The sequence below is a fragment of the Aureimonas ureilytica DSM 18598 = NBRC 106430 genome (assembly GCF_000382705.1).
GTDB classification, from domain to species: Bacteria; Pseudomonadota; Alphaproteobacteria; order Rhizobiales; family Rhizobiaceae; genus Aureimonas; species Aureimonas ureilytica.
This window is the reverse complement of sequence record NZ_ARQE01000002.1, coordinates 239,054-257,511: the sequence shown is the minus strand read 5'-3', so window position 1 is coordinate 257,511 and position 18,458 is coordinate 239,054. Positions and strand designations below refer to the sequence as shown.

Below are 18,458 nucleotides of genomic sequence, written 5' to 3'. Positions count from 1 at the left end.
GAGGGTGATTGTCGCGGCTTGAAGGGTGGACCTCAAGGATTTGTCGGATCGCTCTGATCCTTCCGTGCAACCAGCCATGCCGCTCGGGATGCGCAATCCCGCAGGCTCCAAAGACGCCTCGTCTTCCATGTCACCACGACGAAAAACTGTCATCGCCGAGATGTGGACGCTCTGATCGCACGAGGTTCAGAATCATTCACGAAGGTCGGCTTCAGGAGTCTCGCTGTCCCCGGCCAAACGGCTTGCAAGGGTCAAAAGCGGTCGCTTGACCTAATGCGCAGGACCTGTCGCCTCCCGGTCAGAGCGTCTTGATCTCACCAGAGGCCACCTCGGTGCTGATGTCGATCCAACATGTCGCTCCGCCCGTCACCGGAGCGCCGCCCCAGCGCACGACATCCGCTGCGGGAAGTTCGATCTTGTAGCGCTTCTTGGATCGCTCGACGCCTGACCGTGTCGCCGTTTCCTTCCAGGCGACCGTCCCCTGATATCGATCGGGGGGAAGGACGATGTCGCCGTCGATTCGCGTATCGACCGACACGAGGAAATTCATCGGCCCGCCCATCATCTGCGGACCCTTGCGAAGTCGGGCCGTTTTTTCGGTTTTCATGCATCCGCCGCCATGACAGCTACTCGATCTCCCACGCGTTCATCACACCCTTGGTCAACTCACCCTCTCGACCCTAGCGACACAACCAAGGACGGGGCGGCGACGTTCCAGCCTTGGCCTTTGAGGGAGCTTGCAAGACTCGTTCGTTGCCATCGAACCTCAGGCTCTTGCGCCAGAACATGAGTCCTCGGGAATGCCGGTGCCGCGCCGACGGAGCGCCATTGGATAAGACCCACCGTCGGTGGCTTCACGTGGGGATCGTAGGCCGCGTTCCTGTCGGACCTTCGAAGAACTGCGCGAGGTCCGCGGCCAGTTCTTCCGGCGCCTCCTCGGCCATGTGATGTCCGCAATCGAGGCTGTGTCCGCGCACGTCTGCGGCCCAACCGCGCCAGATCTCCACTATGTCGCCATGGAGCTGTTCGAGATCGTCGCGGGCCGACCACAGGACGAGGAGAGGGCAGGCGAGCTTGCGCCCCGCGGCCCGGTCCGCCTCGTCGTGAGCTCGGTCGATCCCGAGCCCGGCGCGGTAGTCCTCGACCATGCCGTGGACGGTCGCGGGGTCGTGGATGGCGCGCCGGAAGTCGGCATAGGCATCCTCGCTCATTACGTCGGGTTCTCCGCCATACCAGGCGTCGGGGTCGGCAAGGATCGCCCGTTCGGGTTTCTGGCTTTGAGCGAAGAAGAACCAGTGCCACCAGGCGCTGGCGAACCGGGCGTCGCAGCGGGCCAACGCGTCCGCGATCGGTATGCCGTCGAGGATGACGAGTCGACTGACCGAGCCCGGATGATCCATCGCCGTGCGGAACGCGGTGTAAGACCCCCGGTCATGGCCGACGAGCCCGAAGCGATCGAATCCGAAATGGCGCATCAGCTCGACGCAATCGCGCGCTTTCGCCCGTTTCGACGAGCCGGAATGGTCGGGCGTGTCGGCGGGCTTGGAGGATTCGCCAAAGCCGCGCAGGTCCGGACACACGACGGTAAAGCGCTCGGCGAGGACCGGCGCGACGCGATGCCAGGTGGCGTGGGTGCGCGGGTGGCCGTGGAGGAGGAGGAGCGGTGGGCCGCTGCCGCCGACGCGAACGCGGAGCGTCGCCTCGGTCAAGACGACCCGCTCCAGCCTGAACCCTTCGAACATGGTGCCGCCTTTCGCCGTCCGTTCCCCCGGATGTCCCCACTTCCTGCGGTCGATGTACGGCGGCCGGTCCGGATAGAAAGAAGCGATGTCAGCCGCGAGGCAACATGTTCGGGGTTTCCGACCTCAGCCGTCCAAAGGCATGCATCGAGGCCGGAGAAGCTTCTGCTTTGCGTGGGCACCCTCCGGCTGACGTTTCGTTGCGCTGGAACCCAAGATTCTGCAGGCCCTATGCCGACACTGAGGAAGAGAGCCGTGTCGAACGAGCACGCGACCCGAGGACGCCGTGAAGGAGGCCGCCAGACGCTGCTCTACGGCGACGAGATTCGGATAACGGACGAGCTTTTCGAGGACATTGCGAGAGCTAGGGCGACGACGATCGTCTGCGGGGCGTCGAGGACCCGATCGACCCCAAGACCCAACCGTCCAAGGCAGGCGGCTTCGAGAACGATCATCTCGCGGTGAGCATGTGTAAGGGACCGGCGTCAGCTGCGCGGGAAGGGGCTGAGATCGCCTCGCAAGTCCCTGAAGCTGTTGTGCGGGTTCATGGTGGGCGATGACAGGCTCGAACTGCCGACATCCTCGGTGTAAGCGAGGCGCTCTACCAACTGAGCTAATCGCCCGACGCGCCATTCGATAGTGGCTCGAACGCGAAATTGCAAGCGCAGAGCTTTTCTCGCCGTCGCACGGCTCTTCACAGCACCTGTCTCCGACCGAACCACGCGATTCACCCGCCGATTCGTCATCCAAACTCCGTGATTCTGTCACCGGCCGGCGATGAATCAGCGAGGGGAGGGCGTAAGTCACTGAAATCGCTGATATTGCAAAAGGGCGTTGACACCGAAAGCGCTAGGACCTAAACGACCACTCATGCCGCTGACGGAGACGACAGCGGCACGAAGCGCGGGTGTAGCTCAGTCGGTTAGAGTGCCGGCCTGTCACGCCGGAGGTCGCGGGTTCGAGCCCCGTCACTCGCGCCATTTATACATATAGATCGCTTTGGCGGTCGTTTGCGCGGGTGTAGCTCAGTCGGTTAGAGTGCCGGCCTGTCACGCCGGAGGTCGCGGGTTCGAGCCCCGTCACTCGCGCCATCTTTGATGCCCCTCCATTCTACCTTTTCGTATTCGTTCAGCCATGTGATTCCATCGGTCGCATGGTTGCGGTGCGTGAGCTTGCGCGAAGTCCTTCGCAGTGACGAAAGGCGCCTTGCTTCTACTTTGGGAAGGGTCTAATTCTCGCCCCGATTTGGTTCGGCGGAGACGGCCTTGGGGCTTCCGGTCGGTTGACTCCAGCGACGTTAATGCAGCCGAAAGTTTGAGATGCTTCAACCCGTTGCCGGATCGCGACGCGTTCGCGATATGGAGAGTTAGGCTTGTGAACGAGCTCCTTGGTTCTTATCTCCCGATCGTTATCTTCGTCGGCGTTGCGCTGCTGATCGGCTTGGCCCTTCTGGTCTCGCCGTTCCTTCTGGCGTTCAAGGCTCCCGACGACGAGAAGCTCTCGGCCTACGAATGCGGTTTCGACGCCTTCGACGATTCCCGAATGAAGTTCGACGTTCGGTTCTATCTGGTGTCGATCCTGTTCATCATCTTCGATCTGGAAGTCGCCTTCCTGTTCCCCTGGGCCGCCTCGTTCCATGAGCTGGGCTGGGCCGGGCTCTGGTCGATGATGGTGTTCCTCGGCGTGTTGACCGTCGGCTTCGTCTACGAATGGAAGAAAGGTGCGTTGGAATGGGATTGAACCCCGCTTCCTCTTCGCTGGCGTCACGCTCGGACCTTCAGGTCGCTCCCGCAGCAGACCCGTTCGTGACCGACGTCAACAACGAACTCGCCGACAAGGGCTTCATCGTCACCTCCACCGAGGATCTCATCCAGTGGGCACGCACCGGCTCGCTCATGTGGATGACCTTCGGTCTCGCCTGCTGCGCGGTCGAGATGATGCAGATGTCCATGCCGCGTTATGACGGCGAGCGCTTCGGGTTCGCCCCGCGCGCTTCGCCCCGCCAGTCCGATCTCATGATCGTCGCCGGCACGCTGACCAACAAGATGGCGCCCGCGCTCCGCAAGGTCTACGACCAGATGCCGGAGCCGCGCTACGTCATCTCGATGGGCTCCTGCGCCAATGGCGGCGGCTACTACCACTATTCCTATTCGGTGGTGCGCGGCTGCGACCGGGTCGTTCCGGTCGATATCTACGTGCCGGGCTGCCCGCCGACGGCAGAAGCGCTGCTTTACGGCATGCTGCTCCTGCAGAAGAAGATCCGCCGCCTTGGGACCATCGAGCGCTGACATGAGCATGAGCGAGCTTTCGGACTTCCTGGGCGAGGCACTCGGCGACAAGCTCGTCGAGGCGAAGATCGCTTATGGCGAACTGACCATCGAAGTTCGGCCGGCGGATATCGTCGAGACCGTCACTTTCCTGCGCGACAATTCGCAGTGCCAGTTCAAGTGCTTCATCGACGTGGCGGGCGTGGACTATCCGAACCGCGTCGATCGGTTCGAGGTCGTCTATCACTTCCTCTCGCTGCATCTGAACCAGCGCATCCGCGTGAAGGTCGTAACGAACGAGGACCGTCCGGTTCCCTCGATCTTCGGCGTTTTCCCGGGCGCCGACTGGTTCGAGCGCGAAGCGTACGATCTCTACGGCATTCTCTTCACGGGCCATCCCGATCTTCGCCGCATCCTCACGGACTACGGTTTCGAGGGGCATCCGCTGCGCAAAGACTTCCCGCTGACCGGCTTTGTCGAGGTTCACTACGACGAAGAGCTGAAGCAGGTCGTCTACGAACCCGTGCAGCTCCGCCAGGAGTTCCGCAATTTCGACTTTCTGTCGCCTTGGGAAGGAACGGACTACGTTCTGCCGGGCGACGAGAAGGCAAAGGCGAACTGACGAGGAGGGCGCTGCGAGCGGCCTTGAGGGGCTTTCTCGCAGTTCCCTGCGTCCGAGGCGAGGTCCTCGGTGCAAACACGTATGCTGACCGGCGCCCGATGTCTGGCGCACTTCGCTAACGAACAAGGGGCCTGACCGTGGCTGAGATCGACGTCCGAAACTTCAACATCAATTTCGGGCCGCAGCATCCGGCGGCCCACGGCGTGCTTCGTCTCGTTCTCGAACTCGATGGCGAGAATGTCGAGCGCGTGGACCCGCATATCGGCCTCCTGCATCGCGGCACCGAGAAGCTGATCGAGCAGAAGACCTATCTCCAGGCGATCCCCTATTTCGACCGCCTCGACTATGTCGCGCCGATGAACCAGGAGCATGCCTTCTGCCTCGCCGTCGAGCGGCTGGCCGAGGTGGACGTTCCGATCAAGGCGCAGCTGATCCGCGTTCTCTACTGCGAGATCGGCCGCATTCTGTCGCATCTCCTGAACGTGACGACGCAGGCGATGGACGTCGGCGCGCTGACGCCGCCGCTCTGGGGCTTCGAAGAGCGCGAAAAGCTCATGGTGTTCTATGAGCGCGCCAGCGGTGCGCGGCTTCACGCCGCCTATTTCCGTCCGGGCGGTGTGCATCAGGATCTCGACGCCCAGTTGGTCGACGATATCGGCGCCTGGTGCGACCCGTTCCTGAAGGCGCTCGCCGATATCGACGAGCTTCTGACCGAAAACCGCATCTTCAAGCAGCGCAACGTCGATATCGGCGTCGTCTCGCTGGAGGACGGTTTGGCGCTCGGCTTCTCGGGCGTGATGGTGCGCGGTTCGGGAGCGGCTTGGGACCTGCGCAAGTCGCAGCCCTACGAATGCTACGACCAGATGCAGTTCGACATTCCGATCGGCAAGAATGGCGACTGCTACGACCGCTATCTCATCCGCATGGAAGAGATGCGTCAGTCCACCGCGATCATGAAGCAGTGCATCGAGCGGTTGGCCGGCAAGGATCGCGTCGGTCCGATCTCGTCCACCGAAGGCAAGGTGGTGCCGCCCAAGCGCGCCGCCATGAAGCGTTCGATGGAAGCGCTGATCCACCACTTCAAGCTCTACACCGAGGGCTTCCACGTTCCCGAAGGCGAAGTCTACGCCGCCGTGGAAGCGCCGAAGGGCGAGTTCGGCGTCTATCTCGTGGCGGACGGGACGAACAAGCCCTATCGCTGCAAGATCCGGGCTCCCGGGTTTGCCCATCTGCAGGCGCTGGATTTCCTGTGCCGCAACCACATGCTGGCCGACGTGTCCGCGATCCTTGGGTCGTGCGATATCGTGTTCGGCGAGGTCGATCGCTAAGCGTTCCGCCGAGGTCTACGAGGGCCTCGGTTCGAACTCGTGACCGAAATCATATCGGCGCTCGCGGAGACGTGAAGCCGCTGGTCTTTTGTGCATTCTATGTTAGAACGCGCCGCAACATACGCATGTTGGAACCGTTCTGAAGTCGAGGTCCAATGTCTGTCCGACGCCTTGCGGAAGATACCGTTCAGCCCCAGAGCTTTGCGTTCTCGGATGAAAACGAGCGGTGGGCTGTCGCGACGATCGCGAAATATCCCGAAGCGCGCCAGCAATCGGCGGTGATCCCGCTGTTGATGCGCGCCCAGGAACAGGACGGCTGGGTCACCAAGGCGGCGATCGAGTATGTCGCCGATCGTCTGCGCATGCCCATGATCCGCGTGCTCGAAGTCGCCACCTTCTATACGCAGTTCCAGCTGAAGCCGGTCGGCACCCGCGCCCATGTTCAGGTTTGCGGCACGACGCCCTGCATGCTGCGCGGCGCCGAGGATCTGAAGGCCGTCTGCCGGAAGCATATCCACCCCGAGCCGTTCCACCTGAACGAAGCCGGCACCCTGTCGTGGGAAGAGGTGGAGTGTCTGGGCGCCTGCGTCAATGCGCCCATGGTGATGATTTTCAAGGACACCTACGAGGACCTCACCCCCGAGCGTCTGGGTGAGATCATCGAGGCTTTCGATGCCGGCGAGGGCGCCAGCGTTCGCAAGGGGCCGCAGGTCGACCGCCATCTCTCGGTCCCGATGGGTGGTCTGACGACGCTGACCGCGTTCAATGACGAGGACGGTCCGGACGAAGCGCGTGCGCGCGGCCAGTCCGCATCGGGTTCGAGCGCGACGGGCGAGGCTTCGACGCCGCCCTCGCAGGCTGGCCGCGTGGAAACGAGCGCGCCGGAAACCGATCCGACGATCCAGGCGCCGGGCAAGGCTTCGGCCGCCGACTCGCATTCCGCCAAGGAAGGCGAAACGAGCGTCGATCCCGCAGCGGGTGCGGATCAGCCGGGCGCCGGGCGCACCGGCGGAACCTCGCAAGGGCCGACCGACCAGAAGCAGCGCGACGAAGCCGAGTTCGGCGCGGGACGCGGGTCGGTGGACGGCAAGCCGCGCACCGACGGTCCGCTGAAGACCAAGGGCGAGGCAGCCGAGGACCGCGTCGTTCGCGACGAGCAGCGCGTTCCGGGCGATGCGGCTGGTGCCGCGCCGGCGGGCGAGGACCTTTCGAACCGCGAAGCCGGCGCGAGCGGTCGTCTGGAAGGCGAGCGTCGGAACACGTCCGATACGACCGGCACCCCGGCGAGCGAAGCCGGTGCCTCGGGAAGCGAAAACCGCAGCGTTCCGAACGCTGACGAGCCGAAGCGCTAAGGGCGGGGAAGCGGATATGCTGCAGGATCAGGATCGCATCTTCACCAATATCTACGGCCTTCGGGACAAGAGCCTGAAGGGCGCGATGCGTCGCGGCCATTTCGACGGCACGGCCGACATCATCGGCAAGGGCCGGGACTGGATCATCAACGAGATGAAGGCGTCGGGTCTGCGCGGACGCGGCGGCGCGGGCTTCCCGACCGGTCTCAAGTGGTCCTTCATGCCGAAGGAAGTGGGCGATCGCCCGCATTACCTCGTCGTGAATGCCGACGAGTCCGAGCCCGGCACGTGCAAGGATCGCGAGATCCTGCGCAACGACCCGTTCACGCTGATCGAGGGCTGCATCATCGCGAGCTTCGCGATGGGGGCTCACGCGGCCTATATCTACGTCCGCGGGGAATATGTTCGCGAGCGCGAAGCGCTGCAGCTCGCCATCGACGAATGCTACGACGCCGGTCTCCTCGGTCGTGACAACAAGTGCGGCTGGGACATGGACGTCTTCGTCCATCACGGCGCGGGCGCTTACATCTGCGGCGAAGAAACGGCGCTGCTCGAAAGCCTCGAAGGCAAGAAGGGCCAGCCGCGCCTGAAGCCGCCGTTCCCGGCGAATATGGGCCTCTACGGCTGCCCCACGACGGTCAACAATGTCGAGTCCATCGCGGTCGCGCCGACGATCCTCCGCCGCGGCGGCGCCTGGTTCGCGGGCTTCGGTCGACCGAACAACACGGGCACCAAGCTCTTCTCGATCTCGGGCCATGTGAACACCCCTTGCACCGTCGAGGAATCGATGGGCGTGACGTTCCGCGAGCTGATCGACCGCCATTGCGGCGGCGTTCGCGGCGGCTACGACAATCTACTGGCGGTCATCCCGGGCGGCTCGTCCTGCCCGCTGGTCCCCGGCGAGCAGATGGTCGACGCGATCATGGATTTCGACGGCATGCGCGAGGTGAAGTCCTCGTTCGGCACGGCCGCCGTGATCGTCATGGACAAGTCCACCGACATCGTGCGCGCGATCGCGCGGCTCGCCTATTTCTACAAGCACGAGAGCTGCGGCCAGTGCACGCCCTGCCGCGAAGGCACCGGCTGGATGTGGCGTGTCATGGAGCGCATGGTGGTCGGCAACGCGCAGAAGCGCGAGATCGACATGCTGCTGGACGTGACGAAGCAGGTCGAAGGTCACACGATCTGCGCGCTCGGCGACGCGGCCGCATGGCCGATCCAGGGCCTCGTGCGCCATTTCCGCGCCGAGATCGAACGGCGCATCGACGAATTTTCACGCAATGCCGACAAGGACCGGCCCGCCATTCTCCAGGCGGCGGAGTAAGCGGTCGACGCGAAAGCGGGGCGGGGCTTCGAGCCTCGCCGGTTGGGCGGCAGCGGAACTGAGAAAAAGCAGATGGCAAAGATCAAAGTCGACGGCAACGAGATCGAGGTTCCCGACCACTACACGCTGCTTCAGGCAGCGGAGGAGGCTGGTGCCGAAATTCCGCGCTTCTGCTTCCACGAGCGGCTCTCGGTTGCCGGCAATTGCCGCATGTGTCTGGTCGAGGTGAAGGGCGGGCCGCCCAAGCCCGCAGCGTCCTGCGCCATGGGCGTGCGCGATCTGCGCCCGGGCCCGAACGGCGAAGCGCCGGAGATCTTCACCAACACGCCGATGGTGAAGAAGGCGCGCGAAGGGGTGATGGAGTTCCTCCTCATCAACCATCCGCTGGATTGCCCGATCTGCGACCAGGGCGGCGAGTGCGACCTGCAGGATCAGGCGATGGCCTTCGGCGTCGACTCGTCGCGCTACAAGGAAAACAAGCGCGCCGTCGAAGACAAGTATATCGGTCCGCTCGTGAAGACGATCATGACGCGTTGCATCCATTGCACGCGCTGCGTCCGCTTCACGACGGAAGTCGCCGGCATCTCGGAGCTCGGGCTGATCGGTCGCGGCGAGGACGCCGAGATCACGACCTATCTCGAGCAGGCGATGACCTCAGAGCTGCAGGGCAACGTCATCGACCTCTGCCCGGTCGGTGCGCTGACCTCGCGACCCTATGCGTTCCAGGCTCGTCCGTGGGAATTGACCAAAACCGAGACCGTCGACGTCATGGACGCGGTCGGCTCGTCGATCCGCGTCGACACGCGCGGACGCGAGGTCATGCGCATTCTCCCGCGCACGAACGAAGACGTGAACGAGGAGTGGATTTCCGACAAGACGCGCTTCGTCTGGGATGGTCTGCGCACGCAGCGCCTCGATCGCCCTTACGTGCGCCGTGACGGGCGTTTGCAGCCCGCCAGCTGGTCGGAAGCCTTCGACGCGATCAAGGCACGCGTGTCCGCGACCGACGCGTCGCGCATCGGCGCGATCGCCGGCGATCTCGCCAATCTCGAAGAGATGTGGGCGCTGAAGCGTCTCATGGGCCAGCTCGGCTCGGGCCATTTCGACTGCCGTCAGGATGGGTCCAAGCTGAACCCGGCCGACGGCCGCGCGTCCTACATCTTCAACACGACGATTGCCGGGATCGAGAATGCCGACGCGCTTCTGATCATCGGTGCCAACCCGCGCTTCGAAGCGCCTGTTCTGAACGCCCGCATCCGCAAGCGCTGGCGTCGGGGCGGCTTCCCGATCGGCATGATCGGCGAGGCGATCGACCTTCGCTATGCCGTGACGCATCTCGGCGCCGGCCCGCAGACGCTCGGCGAAATCGAGAAGGCCAACGGCGACTTCTACGAGGCGCTGCGCAAGGCCGAGCGTCCGATGATCATCCTGGGGCAGGGGCCTATGGCCGGCGAGAACGGTCTCGACGTCCTGAACTCCGTCGCCGCCCTGGCGCGTGAGATCGGTGCCGTGACCGACACCTGGAACGGATTCAACGTTCTCCACACGGCGGCCTCGCGCGTCGGCGGCCTCGACATCGGCTTCGTGCCGCAGGCGGGCTCGCTCTCGGCCGAGGCGATGGCCAAGGGTGGTGTCGACGTTCTCTTCAATCTTGGCGCGGACGAGATCGAGATCGGTGCTGGCCCGTTCGTCGTCTATATCGGCACGCATGGCGATCGCGGCGCGCATCGCGCCGACGTCATCCTGCCGGGAGCGGCCTATACCGAGAAGGCCGGCACCTACGTCAACACCGAAGGCCGCGTGCAGTCGGGCGGTCGTGCCGCGTTCCCGCCGGGCGATGCACGTGAAGATTGGGCCATCCTGCGCGCCCTTTCGGCCGTGCTCGGCAAGACGCTGCCCTTCGATTCGCTCGCGCAGCTTCGCGCCGATCTCGTCGCCGCCGTGCCGCATCTGGCCGAGGGCGATCTGATCGAAGCCGACCGCAACGCCGTGACGGTTCTGGCCGACCGGGCCGGAGCGCTGAGCGGCGACGTGTTCCGGTCGCGCCTCGGCGATTTCTACCTGACCAACCCCATCGCCCGTGCATCGAAGGTGATGGCCGAGTGCTCGCGTCTCGCGCGCGGCGAGCAGCTCCAGGCTGCCGAGTAAGGAAGACCCAATCTCATGGACATCTTCTCGTCCTATATCTGGCCGGCCCTGGTCATCCTCGGACAGAGCCTTCTGTTCCTGGTCGTGCTGCTCGTTCTGATCGCCTACATCCTCCTGGCCGATCGCAAGATCTGGGCGGCGGTGCAGATGCGTCGTGGTCCGAACGTCGTCGGTCCCTTCGGTCTCTTCCAGTCCTTCGCCGATCTTCTGAAGTTCGTTCTGAAGGAGCCGGTGATCCCGGCTTCGTCCGACAAGGTCGTCTTCCTCGTCGCGCCGCTCGTCGCCGTGACGCTGGCGCTCGCGACGTTCGCCGTGGTGCCGGTGGCCGATGGTTGGGTGATCGCCGACATCAATCTCGGCATTCTCTACATCTTCGCGATCTCGTCCCTCGAAGTGTACGGCGTCATCATGGGCGGCTGGGCTTCGAATTCAAAATACGCCTTCCTCGGCGCGCTTCGCTCCGCCGCGCAGATGGTGTCCTACGAAGTCTCGATTGGCTTCGTGATCGTGACGGTTCTCCTCTGCGTCGGCTCGCTGAACCTGACGGATATCGTCGTCGCGCAGCATGACGGTCTCGGCACGATGCTGGGCATGCCCGCGAGCTTCCTCGACTGGCATTGGTTGTCGCTCTTCCCGATGTTCGTCATCTTCTTCATCTCGGCGCTGGCCGAGACGAACCGCCCCCCGTTCGACCTTCCGGAAGCGGAATCCGAACTCGTGGCCGGCTTCATGGTCGAGTACGGCTCGACCCCGTACATGATGTTCATGCTCGGCGAATATGCGGCGATCACCCTCATGTGCTCGCTGATGACGATCCTGTTCCTCGGCGGCTGGTTGCCCCCGATCGACATCGTGCCGTTCACCTGGATTCCGGGCTTCATCTGGTTCCTGATCAAGGTGGCGTTCTGCTTCTTCCTTTTCGCCATGGTGAAGGCCTTCGTGCCCCGCTATCGCTACGACCAGCTGATGCGCCTGGGCTGGAAGGTGTTCCTCCCGATCTCGCTCGCCATGGTCGTGATCGTCGCCTTCGTCCTGCAGCTGACCGGCTGGGGCAACGCCTGATCGGAAAGGCGGCGGTCGAGCCGCCTTTCTTCTTCTTTGCACTCCCTCGAATGCCGGGGGTGAAGACCTGACATTCGCTCCGATCCTCGGAGGCAAGGTATAAGATGAGCGCTCTGACGCAGACCATTCGATCGCTGTTCCTTCTGGAGTTCCTGGGCGCGTTCCGGCTCTCCATGCGCTATTTCTTCGCGCCGAAGTCGACGGTGAACTACCCCTACGAGAAGGGACCGGTGAGCCCGCGTTTCCGCGGCGAGCATGCGCTGCGCCGGTATCCGAACGGGCAGGAGCGCTGCATCGCCTGCAAGCTCTGCGAGGCGATCTGCCCCGCGCAGGCGATCACGATCGAGGCCGGTCCGCGCCGCAATGACGGCACGCGCCGCACGGTGCGCTACGACATCGACATGGTGAAGTGCATCTATTGCGGCTTCTGCCAGGAGGCCTGCCCGGTCGACGCGATCGTCGAGGGACCGAACTTCGAGTTCTCCACGGAAACGCGCGAAGAGCTCTACTACGACAAGGAAAAGCTTCTGGCGAACGGCGATCGCTGGGAGCGCGAAATCGCTCGGAACATTGCGCTGGACGCACCGTACCGGTAAGCCTCGGGCGGTCGCCGTAAAGGAGGCCGCGGATTCGATTTGGGCAGGGTTTGGCGCCGAAGCGGCGCAGACCTTGCGAGTGAACCGTACCTTTGGGGGAGCCCGCCACGATGGGGCTACAGACGTTGTTTTTCTACCTTTTCGCGATCGTCAGCGTTGGTTCGGCGCTGATGGTGGTCGTGGCGCGTAACCCGGTCCACTCGGTCCTGTTCCTGATCCTGACCTTCGTGGCGGCCGCCGGTCTCTTCCTTCTGACCGGCGCCGAGTTCCTCGCGCTGATTCTGATCGTCGTCTATGTCGGCGCCGTCGCGATCCTCTTCCTCTTCGTCGTCATGATGCTGGACCTCGATTTCGGCCGCATCAAGCAGGGCGCCCTGAAATACGCGCCGATCGGCGCGATCATCGGTTTCGTTCTCCTCGCCCAGCTCGTGATCGCGCTGTCGGGCGGCTACTACCAGCCGGCGCCGTCTGCCGGGACTGTCCTGCCGATCCCGCCGCTCGAGACCATGTCGAACATCGAGGCGATCGGCCACGTCCTCTACACGCGCTACGTCTTCTTCTTCCAGATGGCGGGTCTCGTGCTCTTCGTCGCCATGGTCGGCGCCATCGTCCTGACGCTCCGCCACAAGCCGGGCATCAAGCGCCAGTCGATCCCCGAACAGGTCGCTCGCAATCCTTCCACGGCCATCGAGGTCGTGAAGGTCGAGAGCGGTCGCGGCATCTGAGCGGAACCCAAGGAACAGCAATCATGGCCGTTGGTCTCGGACACTACCTTACGGTTGCCGCCATTCTCTTCGTGATCGGCGTCTTCGGTATCTTCATGAACCGCAAGAACATCATCACCATCCTGATGTCGGTCGAACTCATCCTCCTGTCGGTGAACCTGAACCTCGTCGCGTTCTCCGCCTTCCTGAACGATCTCGCGGGGCAGATCTTCGCCCTGTTCATTCTGACCGTCGCCGCCGCAGAGGCCGCGATCGGGCTTGCAATTCTGGTCGTCTTCTTCCGCAACCGCGGCTCGATCGCGGTCGACGACGTCAACACGATGAAAGGCTGAAGGCGAGGATGTATACCCTCATCGTTCTACTCCCGCTGATCGGCTTCATCACGGCCGGTCTCGCGGGGCCGACCATCGGCCACAAGGCGTCGGAATACGTCACGAGCGCACTCGTGATCCTGGGCGCGGTTCTCTCGTGGATCGCCTTCGTCTCGTTCGGTTTCGGCAATGGCGAGACCCTGCACGTTCCCGTGCTTCACTGGATTCAGGCCGGCGCGCTCGACGTGTCCTGGTCGCTGCGGATCGACCGGCTGACGCTCGTCATGCTCGTCGTCGTGAACACGGTCTCGGCGCTCGTGCACGTGTATTCGATTGGATACATGCATCACGACGAGTCCCGTTCGCGCTTCTTCGCCTACCTTTCGCTCTTCACCTTCGCGATGTTGACGCTGGTGACGGCCGACAACCTCGTCCAGATGTTCTTCGGCTGGGAAGGCGTCGGCCTCGCGTCCTACCTGCTGATCGGCTTCTGGTATCAGAAGCCCTCCGCCAACGCGGCCGCGATGAAGGCTTTCGTCGTCAACCGCGTGGGCGACTTCGGGTTCCTTCTCGGCATCTTCGGTCTCTTCGTCGTCTTCGGTTCGGTCAATTTCGACACGATCTTCGCGGGCGCCGGTCAGATGGTCGGCACGATCCACGGGGAAGGCGGCGAGGTTGCACAGCCGATCCTGAGCTTCGCCGGCTATTCGCTCGGCGCCGCCGGCGCGATGACCGCGATCTGCCTCCTCCTGTTCATGGGCGCCATGGGCAAGTCGGCGCAGATCGGCCTCCACACCTGGCTGCCTGATGCGATGGAAGGCCCGACCCCGGTCTCGGCACTGATCCACGCGGCGACGATGGTGACGGCGGGCGTGTTCATGCTGGCGCGCATGTCGCCGGTCTTCGAACTCAGCCCCTCGGCTCTGACCTTCGTCACCTTCATCGGCGCGACCACGGCCTTCTTCGCGGCGACGATCGGCCTCGTGCAGAACGACATCAAGCGCGTCATCGCCTATTCGACCTGCTCGCAGCTCGGCTACATGTTCGTCGCGCTCGGCGTCGGCGCCTATGGCGCGGCCGTCTTCCACCTCTTCACGCACGCCTTCTTCAAGGCACTCCTGTTCCTCGGCGCCGGCTCGGTGATCCATGCGGTCGACGGCGAGCAGGACATGCGCAACATGGGCGGTCTGCGCAAGCATATCCCGATCACCTACTGGACCATGATGATCGGCACGCTGGCGCTGACCGGCTTCCCGTTCACGGCGGGCTACTACTCCAAGGACGCGATCATCGAGAGCGCGTTCGCGGGCGAGAACGCCTTCGCCATGTATGGCTTCATCATGACCGTGATCGCCGCCGCTCTGACGAGCTTCTACTCCTGGCGTCTGGTCTTCATGACCTTTCACGGCAAGCCGCGCGCCAGCCACGAGGTCATGCACCACGTCCACGAGTCGCCGCCGGTCATGACCGTGCCGCTCTACGTCCTCTCGGTCGGTGCGCTTCTGGCAGGTATCGTCTTCTATCCGTTCTTCCTCGGCGAGGGTTACGAGGGCTTCTGGCACACGGCGCTGTTCACCGGGCCGGACAATCACGTCCTTCACGAAGCGCATCACAGCCCGGCCTGGGTCGTGTATTCGCCGACGGTGGCGATGATCCTCGGCTTCCTGGTTGCCTATGTCTATTACGTGCGCTCGCCCGAGAAGCCGGCCAAGCTCGCGGCCCGCAATCCGGGGCTCTACAAGTTCCTCCTCAACAAGTGGTACTTCGACGAGCTCTACGATTTCCTCTTCGTGCGTTCGGCCAAGTGGCTCGGCCGCTTCCTGTGGAAGACGGGTGACGGCAAGATCATCGACCGGCTCGGCCCCGACGGCATCTCGGCGCGCGTCCTCGACGTGACCAACCGGGTCGTGCAGATGCAGACCGGCTATCTCTATCACTACGCATTCGTCATGCTGATCGGCGTCGCGGCGCTCGTCACCTTCATGATGTTCCGGGGGTCCATCTGATGACCGGCTGGCCGATTCTATCGACCGTCACGTTTCTTCCGCTCGTCGGCGTTCTGATCATCCTGTTCACGCGGGACGACAACGAACTGGCGCGTCGGAACATCCGCAACGTCGCGCTGCTCGTCACGGTCTTCAACTTCCTGCTCTCGCTTCTGATCTGGGTCGGCTTCGACAAGAGCGTCCCGGGCTTCCAGATGGTGGAACGCGCCGAATGGCTGGAAGGGGGCATTAGCTACCATATGGGCGTCGACGGCATTTCCATGCTGTTCGTCATTCTGACCACCTTCCTGATGCCCATCTGCATCCTGGCCAGCCGTGACTCCATCACGGTCCGCGTCAAGGAATACATGATGGCCTTCCTCGTGCTGGAGACGCTGGTTGTCGGCGTCTTCTGTTCGCTGGATATCGTGCTCTTCTACCTGTTCTTCGAAGGCTCCCTCATTCCGATGTTCCTGATCATCGGTGTCTGGGGCGGGAAGCGTCGCGTCTACGCATCCTACAAGTTCTTCCTTTTCACGTTCCTCGGCTCCGTCTTCATGCTCGTCGCCATCATGGCGATGTACTGGACCGCCGGCACGACCTCGATCCCGGACCTCCTGGCCTACCAGTTCCCGGCGAAGATGCAGACATGGCTCTGGTTGGCCTTCTTCGCCTCCTTCGCCGTGAAGATGCCGATGTGGCCGGTTCACACCTGGCTTCCGGACGCGCACGTCGAGGCGCCCACGGCGGGTTCGGTGATCCTGGCCGGCATCCTCCTGAAGCTCGGCGGCTACGGCTTCCTGCGCTTCTCGCTCCCGATGTTCCCGCTGGCTTCGGCCGAGTTCGCGCCGCTCGTCTACACGCTCTCCGTCGTCGCGATCATCTACACCTCGCTGGTCGCGCTGATGCAGGAAGACATCAAGAAGCTGATCGCCTACTCGTCGGTGGCTCACATGGGCTTCGTGACCATGGGCATCTTCGCCGCCAACGAGCAGGGCGTGCAGGGCGCGATCTTCCAGATGCTCAGCCACGGTCTGATCTCGGGCGCGCTCTTCCTTTGCGTGGGCGTGGTCTATGACCGCATGCACACCCGCGACATCGCCGCCTATGGCGGTCTGGTGCACCGGATGCCGGCCTATGCCGCGATGATGCTGCTCTTCACCATGGGCAATGTCGGTCTGCCGGGCACGAGCGGCTTCGTCGGCGAGTTCCTGACGCTGATGGGCGTGTTCCGCTCCAACTCCTGGGTCGCGATCTTCGCCGCGACGGGCGTCATTCTCTCGGCGGCCTATGCCCTCTGGCTCTATCGCCGCGTGGTTCTCGGCGTTCTCGACAAGGAGAACCTGAAGGCCATTCTCGACCTGACGCCGCGCGAGAAGGTTCTTCTTTACCCGCTGGCCGTCCTGACCGTCTTCTTCGGTGTGTATCCGATGCCGGTCTTCAACGTCACCGCCGCCTCCGTCGAGCATCTCCTCGGCAACTACACGGCCGCCCTTCAAGCAGCCGCCAGCGTCGCCTCGCTGCATTAACCGACCGGGCTGACAAATGATCTTCTCGCAATATGTGGCGCAAAGCCTCCCCATCGTCGGGCCCGAACTGATCCTCGCGGTCGGCGCGATGCTCCTCCTGATGATCGGCACGTTCCAGGGTGAACGCAGCGGCGGCTTCGTCTCGGCGCTGGCGGTTGGCCTTCTCGTCTTCGCCGCTGGCTGGCTGTGCTTCGTCGCGCCGGACGGTGTCGCCTTCGGCGGTTCGGTGATCCTCGACCCGTTCGCCCGCTTCATGAAGGTGCTGGTGCTCATCGGCTCGGCCGCCGCGCTTCTCATGTCGTCGTCCTTCGCCAAGCGCGAGCGCTTCGACAAGTTCGAGTTCCCGGTCCTTATCGTGCTCTGCACGGTCGGCATGCTCGTCATGGTGTCGGCGGGCGATCTGATCGCGCTCTATATGGGCCTCGAGCTTCAGTCGCTGGCGATCTATGTCATCGCCGCCATCGCGCGCGATCACGTGAAGTCGACCGAGGCGGGCCTCAAGTACTTCGTTCTCGGCGCGCTCTCCTCGGGCATGCTGCTCTATGGCGCGTCGCTCGTTTATGGCTTTACCGGCCAGATCGGGTTCCGCGAAATCGCGATTGCCGTGTCCGCTCCCGAGACCCGTTCGATCGGCCTCCTGATTGGCCTCGTCTTCGTGCTCGCGGGTCTGGCCTTCAAGGTGTCGGCGGTTCCGTTCCACATGTGGACGCCGGACGTCTATGAGGGCGCTCCGACGCCGGTGACCGCGCTTCTTGCCGGCGCTCCGAAGGTCGCTGCGATTGCGCTTCTGACGCGCTTCACCGTCCAAGGCTTTGGCCCGCTGACGGCGGACTGGCAGCAGGTGATCATCTTCATCTCGATCGCCTCGATGCTGTTCGGCTCCTTTGCCGCGATCGGCCAGCGCAACATCAAGCGCCTGATGGCCTATTCCTCGATCGGCCACATGGGCTACGTGCTGGTGGGTCTCGCCGCCGGCGACGAAGCGGGCGTGCGTGGCGTGCTCATCTACATGGCGACCTATGTCGCGATGACGCTCGGCACCTTCGCGGTCATCCTTGCCATGCGTCGCCGCGACGAGATGGTTGAAGACGTCTATGAACTCGCCGGCCTTTCGCGCACCAATCCGCTGCTCGCCGTCGCGCTGACGACGCTGATCCTGTCGCTCGCCGGTCTTCCGCCGCTGCTAGGCTTCTGGGGGAAGTACTACGTCTTCGTCGCGGCCGTTGGTGCGGGCCTCGTGCCGCTCGCGGTGATCGGCGTGATCGCGTCGACCGTCGGTCTCTTCTACTACCTGCGCGTGGTGAAGGTCATGTGGTTCGACGAGCCCTTGGGTGGTTTCGAGCCTATCGGCACCGAACTGAAGGTGGTCCTGGGCGCTGCGACGCTGTTCGTCTTCCCGGCCTACATCTTCCTCGCCGGGCCGATCTTCGGCGCGGCCGCGGCTGCGGCGCGCAGCTTCTTCCTGTAAGG

16 protein-coding genes and 3 tRNA genes are annotated in these 18,458 nt (G+C 63.6%); 16 read left to right on the top strand and 3 right to left on the bottom strand.

Annotated elements, in window-relative coordinates; all coding sequences use genetic code 11:
- Positions 1 to 298: 298 nt before the first annotated feature.
- From B146_RS0105005 to B146_RS0104995, 3 genes are all read right to left on the bottom strand, one after another.
- The gene (locus B146_RS0105005) at positions 299 to 607 is read right to left on the bottom strand and encodes a hypothetical protein (RefSeq protein ID WP_026358340.1); all 309 of its coding nucleotides are present in this window, start codon (positions 605 to 607) and stop codon (positions 299 to 301) included.
- 247 nt (positions 608 to 854) lie between these two features.
- Positions 855 to 1,742 carry an alpha/beta fold hydrolase gene (locus tag B146_RS0105000; protein ID WP_019995321.1) on the bottom strand — a complete coding sequence of 296 codons (888 nt, stop codon included), beginning with the start codon at positions 1,740 to 1,742 and terminating at the stop codon, positions 855 to 857.
- 544 nt (positions 1,743 to 2,286) lie between these two features.
- Positions 2,287 to 2,362: transfer RNA gene (locus B146_RS0104995), tRNA-Val, on the bottom strand.
- A gap of 280 nt (positions 2,363 to 2,642) precedes the next feature.
- Between B146_RS0104995 and B146_RS0104990 the strand changes: the two genes are divergently transcribed.
- The 16 genes from B146_RS0104990 (at position 2,643) to nuoN (ending at position 18,456) form a co-directional block, all read left to right on the top strand.
- Positions 2,643 to 2,719, top strand: a tRNA-Asp gene (locus tag B146_RS0104990).
- Positions 2,720 to 2,753: 34 nt separating this feature from the next.
- A tRNA-Asp gene (locus tag B146_RS0104985) sits at positions 2,754 to 2,830 on the top strand.
- 283 nt (positions 2,831 to 3,113) lie between these two features.
- On the top strand, positions 3,114 to 3,479 hold the full coding sequence (locus B146_RS0104980; protein ID WP_019995320.1) for an NADH-quinone oxidoreductase subunit A: 366 nt from the start codon (positions 3,114 to 3,116) through the stop codon (positions 3,477 to 3,479).
- The gene (locus B146_RS0104975) at positions 3,470 to 4,027 is read left to right on the top strand and encodes a NuoB/complex I 20 kDa subunit family protein (RefSeq protein ID WP_026358339.1); all 558 of its coding nucleotides are present in this window, start codon (positions 3,470 to 3,472) and stop codon (positions 4,025 to 4,027) included. The genes B146_RS0104980 and B146_RS0104975 overlap by 10 nt, the downstream gene beginning before the upstream one ends.
- A 1-nt stretch (position 4,028) precedes the next feature.
- Positions 4,029 to 4,628, top strand: a complete 600-nt coding sequence (locus B146_RS0104970; RefSeq protein ID WP_019995318.1) for an NADH-quinone oxidoreductase subunit C — start codon at positions 4,029 to 4,031, stop codon at positions 4,626 to 4,628.
- 137 nt (positions 4,629 to 4,765) lie between these two features.
- Positions 4,766 to 5,956: an NADH-quinone oxidoreductase subunit D gene (locus tag B146_RS0104965; RefSeq protein ID WP_019995317.1), complete on the top strand. Its 1,191-nt coding sequence runs from the start codon at positions 4,766 to 4,768 to the stop codon at positions 5,954 to 5,956.
- Positions 5,957 to 6,111: 155 nt separating this feature from the next.
- Positions 6,112 to 7,308, top strand: a complete 1,197-nt coding sequence (gene nuoE / locus B146_RS25065) for an NADH-quinone oxidoreductase subunit NuoE (protein WP_019995316.1) — start codon at positions 6,112 to 6,114, stop codon at positions 7,306 to 7,308.
- 16 nt (positions 7,309 to 7,324) lie between these two features.
- Entirely contained in the window at positions 7,325 to 8,632 is a 1,308-nt protein-coding gene (gene nuoF, locus B146_RS0104955) for an NADH-quinone oxidoreductase subunit NuoF (protein WP_019995315.1), read from the top strand.
- Positions 8,633 to 8,704: 72 nt separating this feature from the next.
- A complete protein-coding gene (nuoG, locus tag B146_RS0104950; protein WP_019995314.1) occupies positions 8,705 to 10,780 on the top strand; it encodes an NADH-quinone oxidoreductase subunit NuoG in 2,076 nt (691 codons plus the stop codon).
- Positions 10,781 to 10,795: 15 nt separating this feature from the next.
- Positions 10,796 to 11,842 (top strand): NADH-quinone oxidoreductase subunit NuoH, encoded by a 1,047-nt coding sequence (gene nuoH / locus B146_RS0104945; RefSeq protein ID WP_019995313.1) that lies wholly within the window; start codon positions 10,796 to 10,798, stop codon positions 11,840 to 11,842.
- Positions 11,843 to 11,946: 104 nt separating this feature from the next.
- Complete coding sequence (nuoI, locus tag B146_RS0104940; protein WP_019995312.1) at positions 11,947 to 12,438, top strand: NADH-quinone oxidoreductase subunit NuoI; 492 nt, start codon at positions 11,947 to 11,949, stop codon at positions 12,436 to 12,438.
- Positions 12,439 to 12,548: 110 nt separating this feature from the next.
- On the top strand, positions 12,549 to 13,163 hold the full coding sequence (locus B146_RS0104935; protein WP_026358338.1) for an NADH-quinone oxidoreductase subunit J: 615 nt from the start codon (positions 12,549 to 12,551) through the stop codon (positions 13,161 to 13,163).
- Between the two features lie 23 nt (positions 13,164 to 13,186).
- Positions 13,187 to 13,495: an NADH-quinone oxidoreductase subunit NuoK gene (gene nuoK / locus B146_RS0104930; RefSeq protein ID WP_019995310.1), complete on the top strand. Its 309-nt coding sequence runs from the start codon at positions 13,187 to 13,189 to the stop codon at positions 13,493 to 13,495.
- Between the two features lie 8 nt (positions 13,496 to 13,503).
- Entirely contained in the window at positions 13,504 to 15,480 is a 1,977-nt protein-coding gene (gene nuoL / locus B146_RS0104925; RefSeq protein WP_019995309.1) for an NADH-quinone oxidoreductase subunit L, read from the top strand.
- Positions 15,480 to 16,988: an NADH-quinone oxidoreductase subunit M gene (locus tag B146_RS0104920; protein WP_019995308.1), complete on the top strand. Its 1,509-nt coding sequence runs from the start codon at positions 15,480 to 15,482 to the stop codon at positions 16,986 to 16,988. The genes nuoL and B146_RS0104920 overlap by 1 nt, the downstream gene beginning before the upstream one ends.
- A gap of 16 nt (positions 16,989 to 17,004) precedes the next feature.
- Complete coding sequence (gene nuoN / locus B146_RS0104915) at positions 17,005 to 18,456, top strand: NADH-quinone oxidoreductase subunit NuoN (RefSeq protein WP_019995307.1); 1,452 nt, start codon at positions 17,005 to 17,007, stop codon at positions 18,454 to 18,456.
- Positions 18,457 to 18,458 lie beyond the last annotated feature (2 nt).

Coding starts and splice junctions, on each gene's coding strand:
- B146_RS0105005 (WP_026358340.1), bottom strand. CDS start 607: ATGAAAACCGAAAAAACGGCCCGACTTCGCAAGGGTCCGCAGATGATG.
- B146_RS0105000 (WP_019995321.1), bottom strand. CDS start 1,742: ATGTTCGAAGGGTTCAGGCTGGAGCGGGTCGTCTTGACCGAGGCGACG.
- B146_RS0104975 (WP_026358339.1), top strand. CDS start 3,470: ATGGGATTGAACCCCGCTTCCTCTTCGCTGGCGTCACGCTCGGACCTT.
- B146_RS0104970 (WP_019995318.1), top strand. CDS start 4,029: ATGAGCATGAGCGAGCTTTCGGACTTCCTGGGCGAGGCACTCGGCGAC.
- nuoE (WP_019995316.1), top strand. CDS start 6,112: ATGTCTGTCCGACGCCTTGCGGAAGATACCGTTCAGCCCCAGAGCTTT.
- nuoF (WP_019995315.1), top strand. CDS start 7,325: ATGCTGCAGGATCAGGATCGCATCTTCACCAATATCTACGGCCTTCGG.
- nuoG (WP_019995314.1), top strand. CDS start 8,705: ATGGCAAAGATCAAAGTCGACGGCAACGAGATCGAGGTTCCCGACCAC.
- nuoH (WP_019995313.1), top strand. CDS start 10,796: ATGGACATCTTCTCGTCCTATATCTGGCCGGCCCTGGTCATCCTCGGA.
- nuoI (WP_019995312.1), top strand. CDS start 11,947: ATGAGCGCTCTGACGCAGACCATTCGATCGCTGTTCCTTCTGGAGTTC.
- B146_RS0104935 (WP_026358338.1), top strand. CDS start 12,549: ATGGGGCTACAGACGTTGTTTTTCTACCTTTTCGCGATCGTCAGCGTT.
- nuoK (WP_019995310.1), top strand. CDS start 13,187: ATGGCCGTTGGTCTCGGACACTACCTTACGGTTGCCGCCATTCTCTTC.
- nuoL (WP_019995309.1), top strand. CDS start 13,504: ATGTATACCCTCATCGTTCTACTCCCGCTGATCGGCTTCATCACGGCC.
- B146_RS0104920 (WP_019995308.1), top strand. CDS start 15,480: ATGACCGGCTGGCCGATTCTATCGACCGTCACGTTTCTTCCGCTCGTC.
- nuoN (WP_019995307.1), top strand. CDS start 17,005: ATGATCTTCTCGCAATATGTGGCGCAAAGCCTCCCCATCGTCGGGCCC.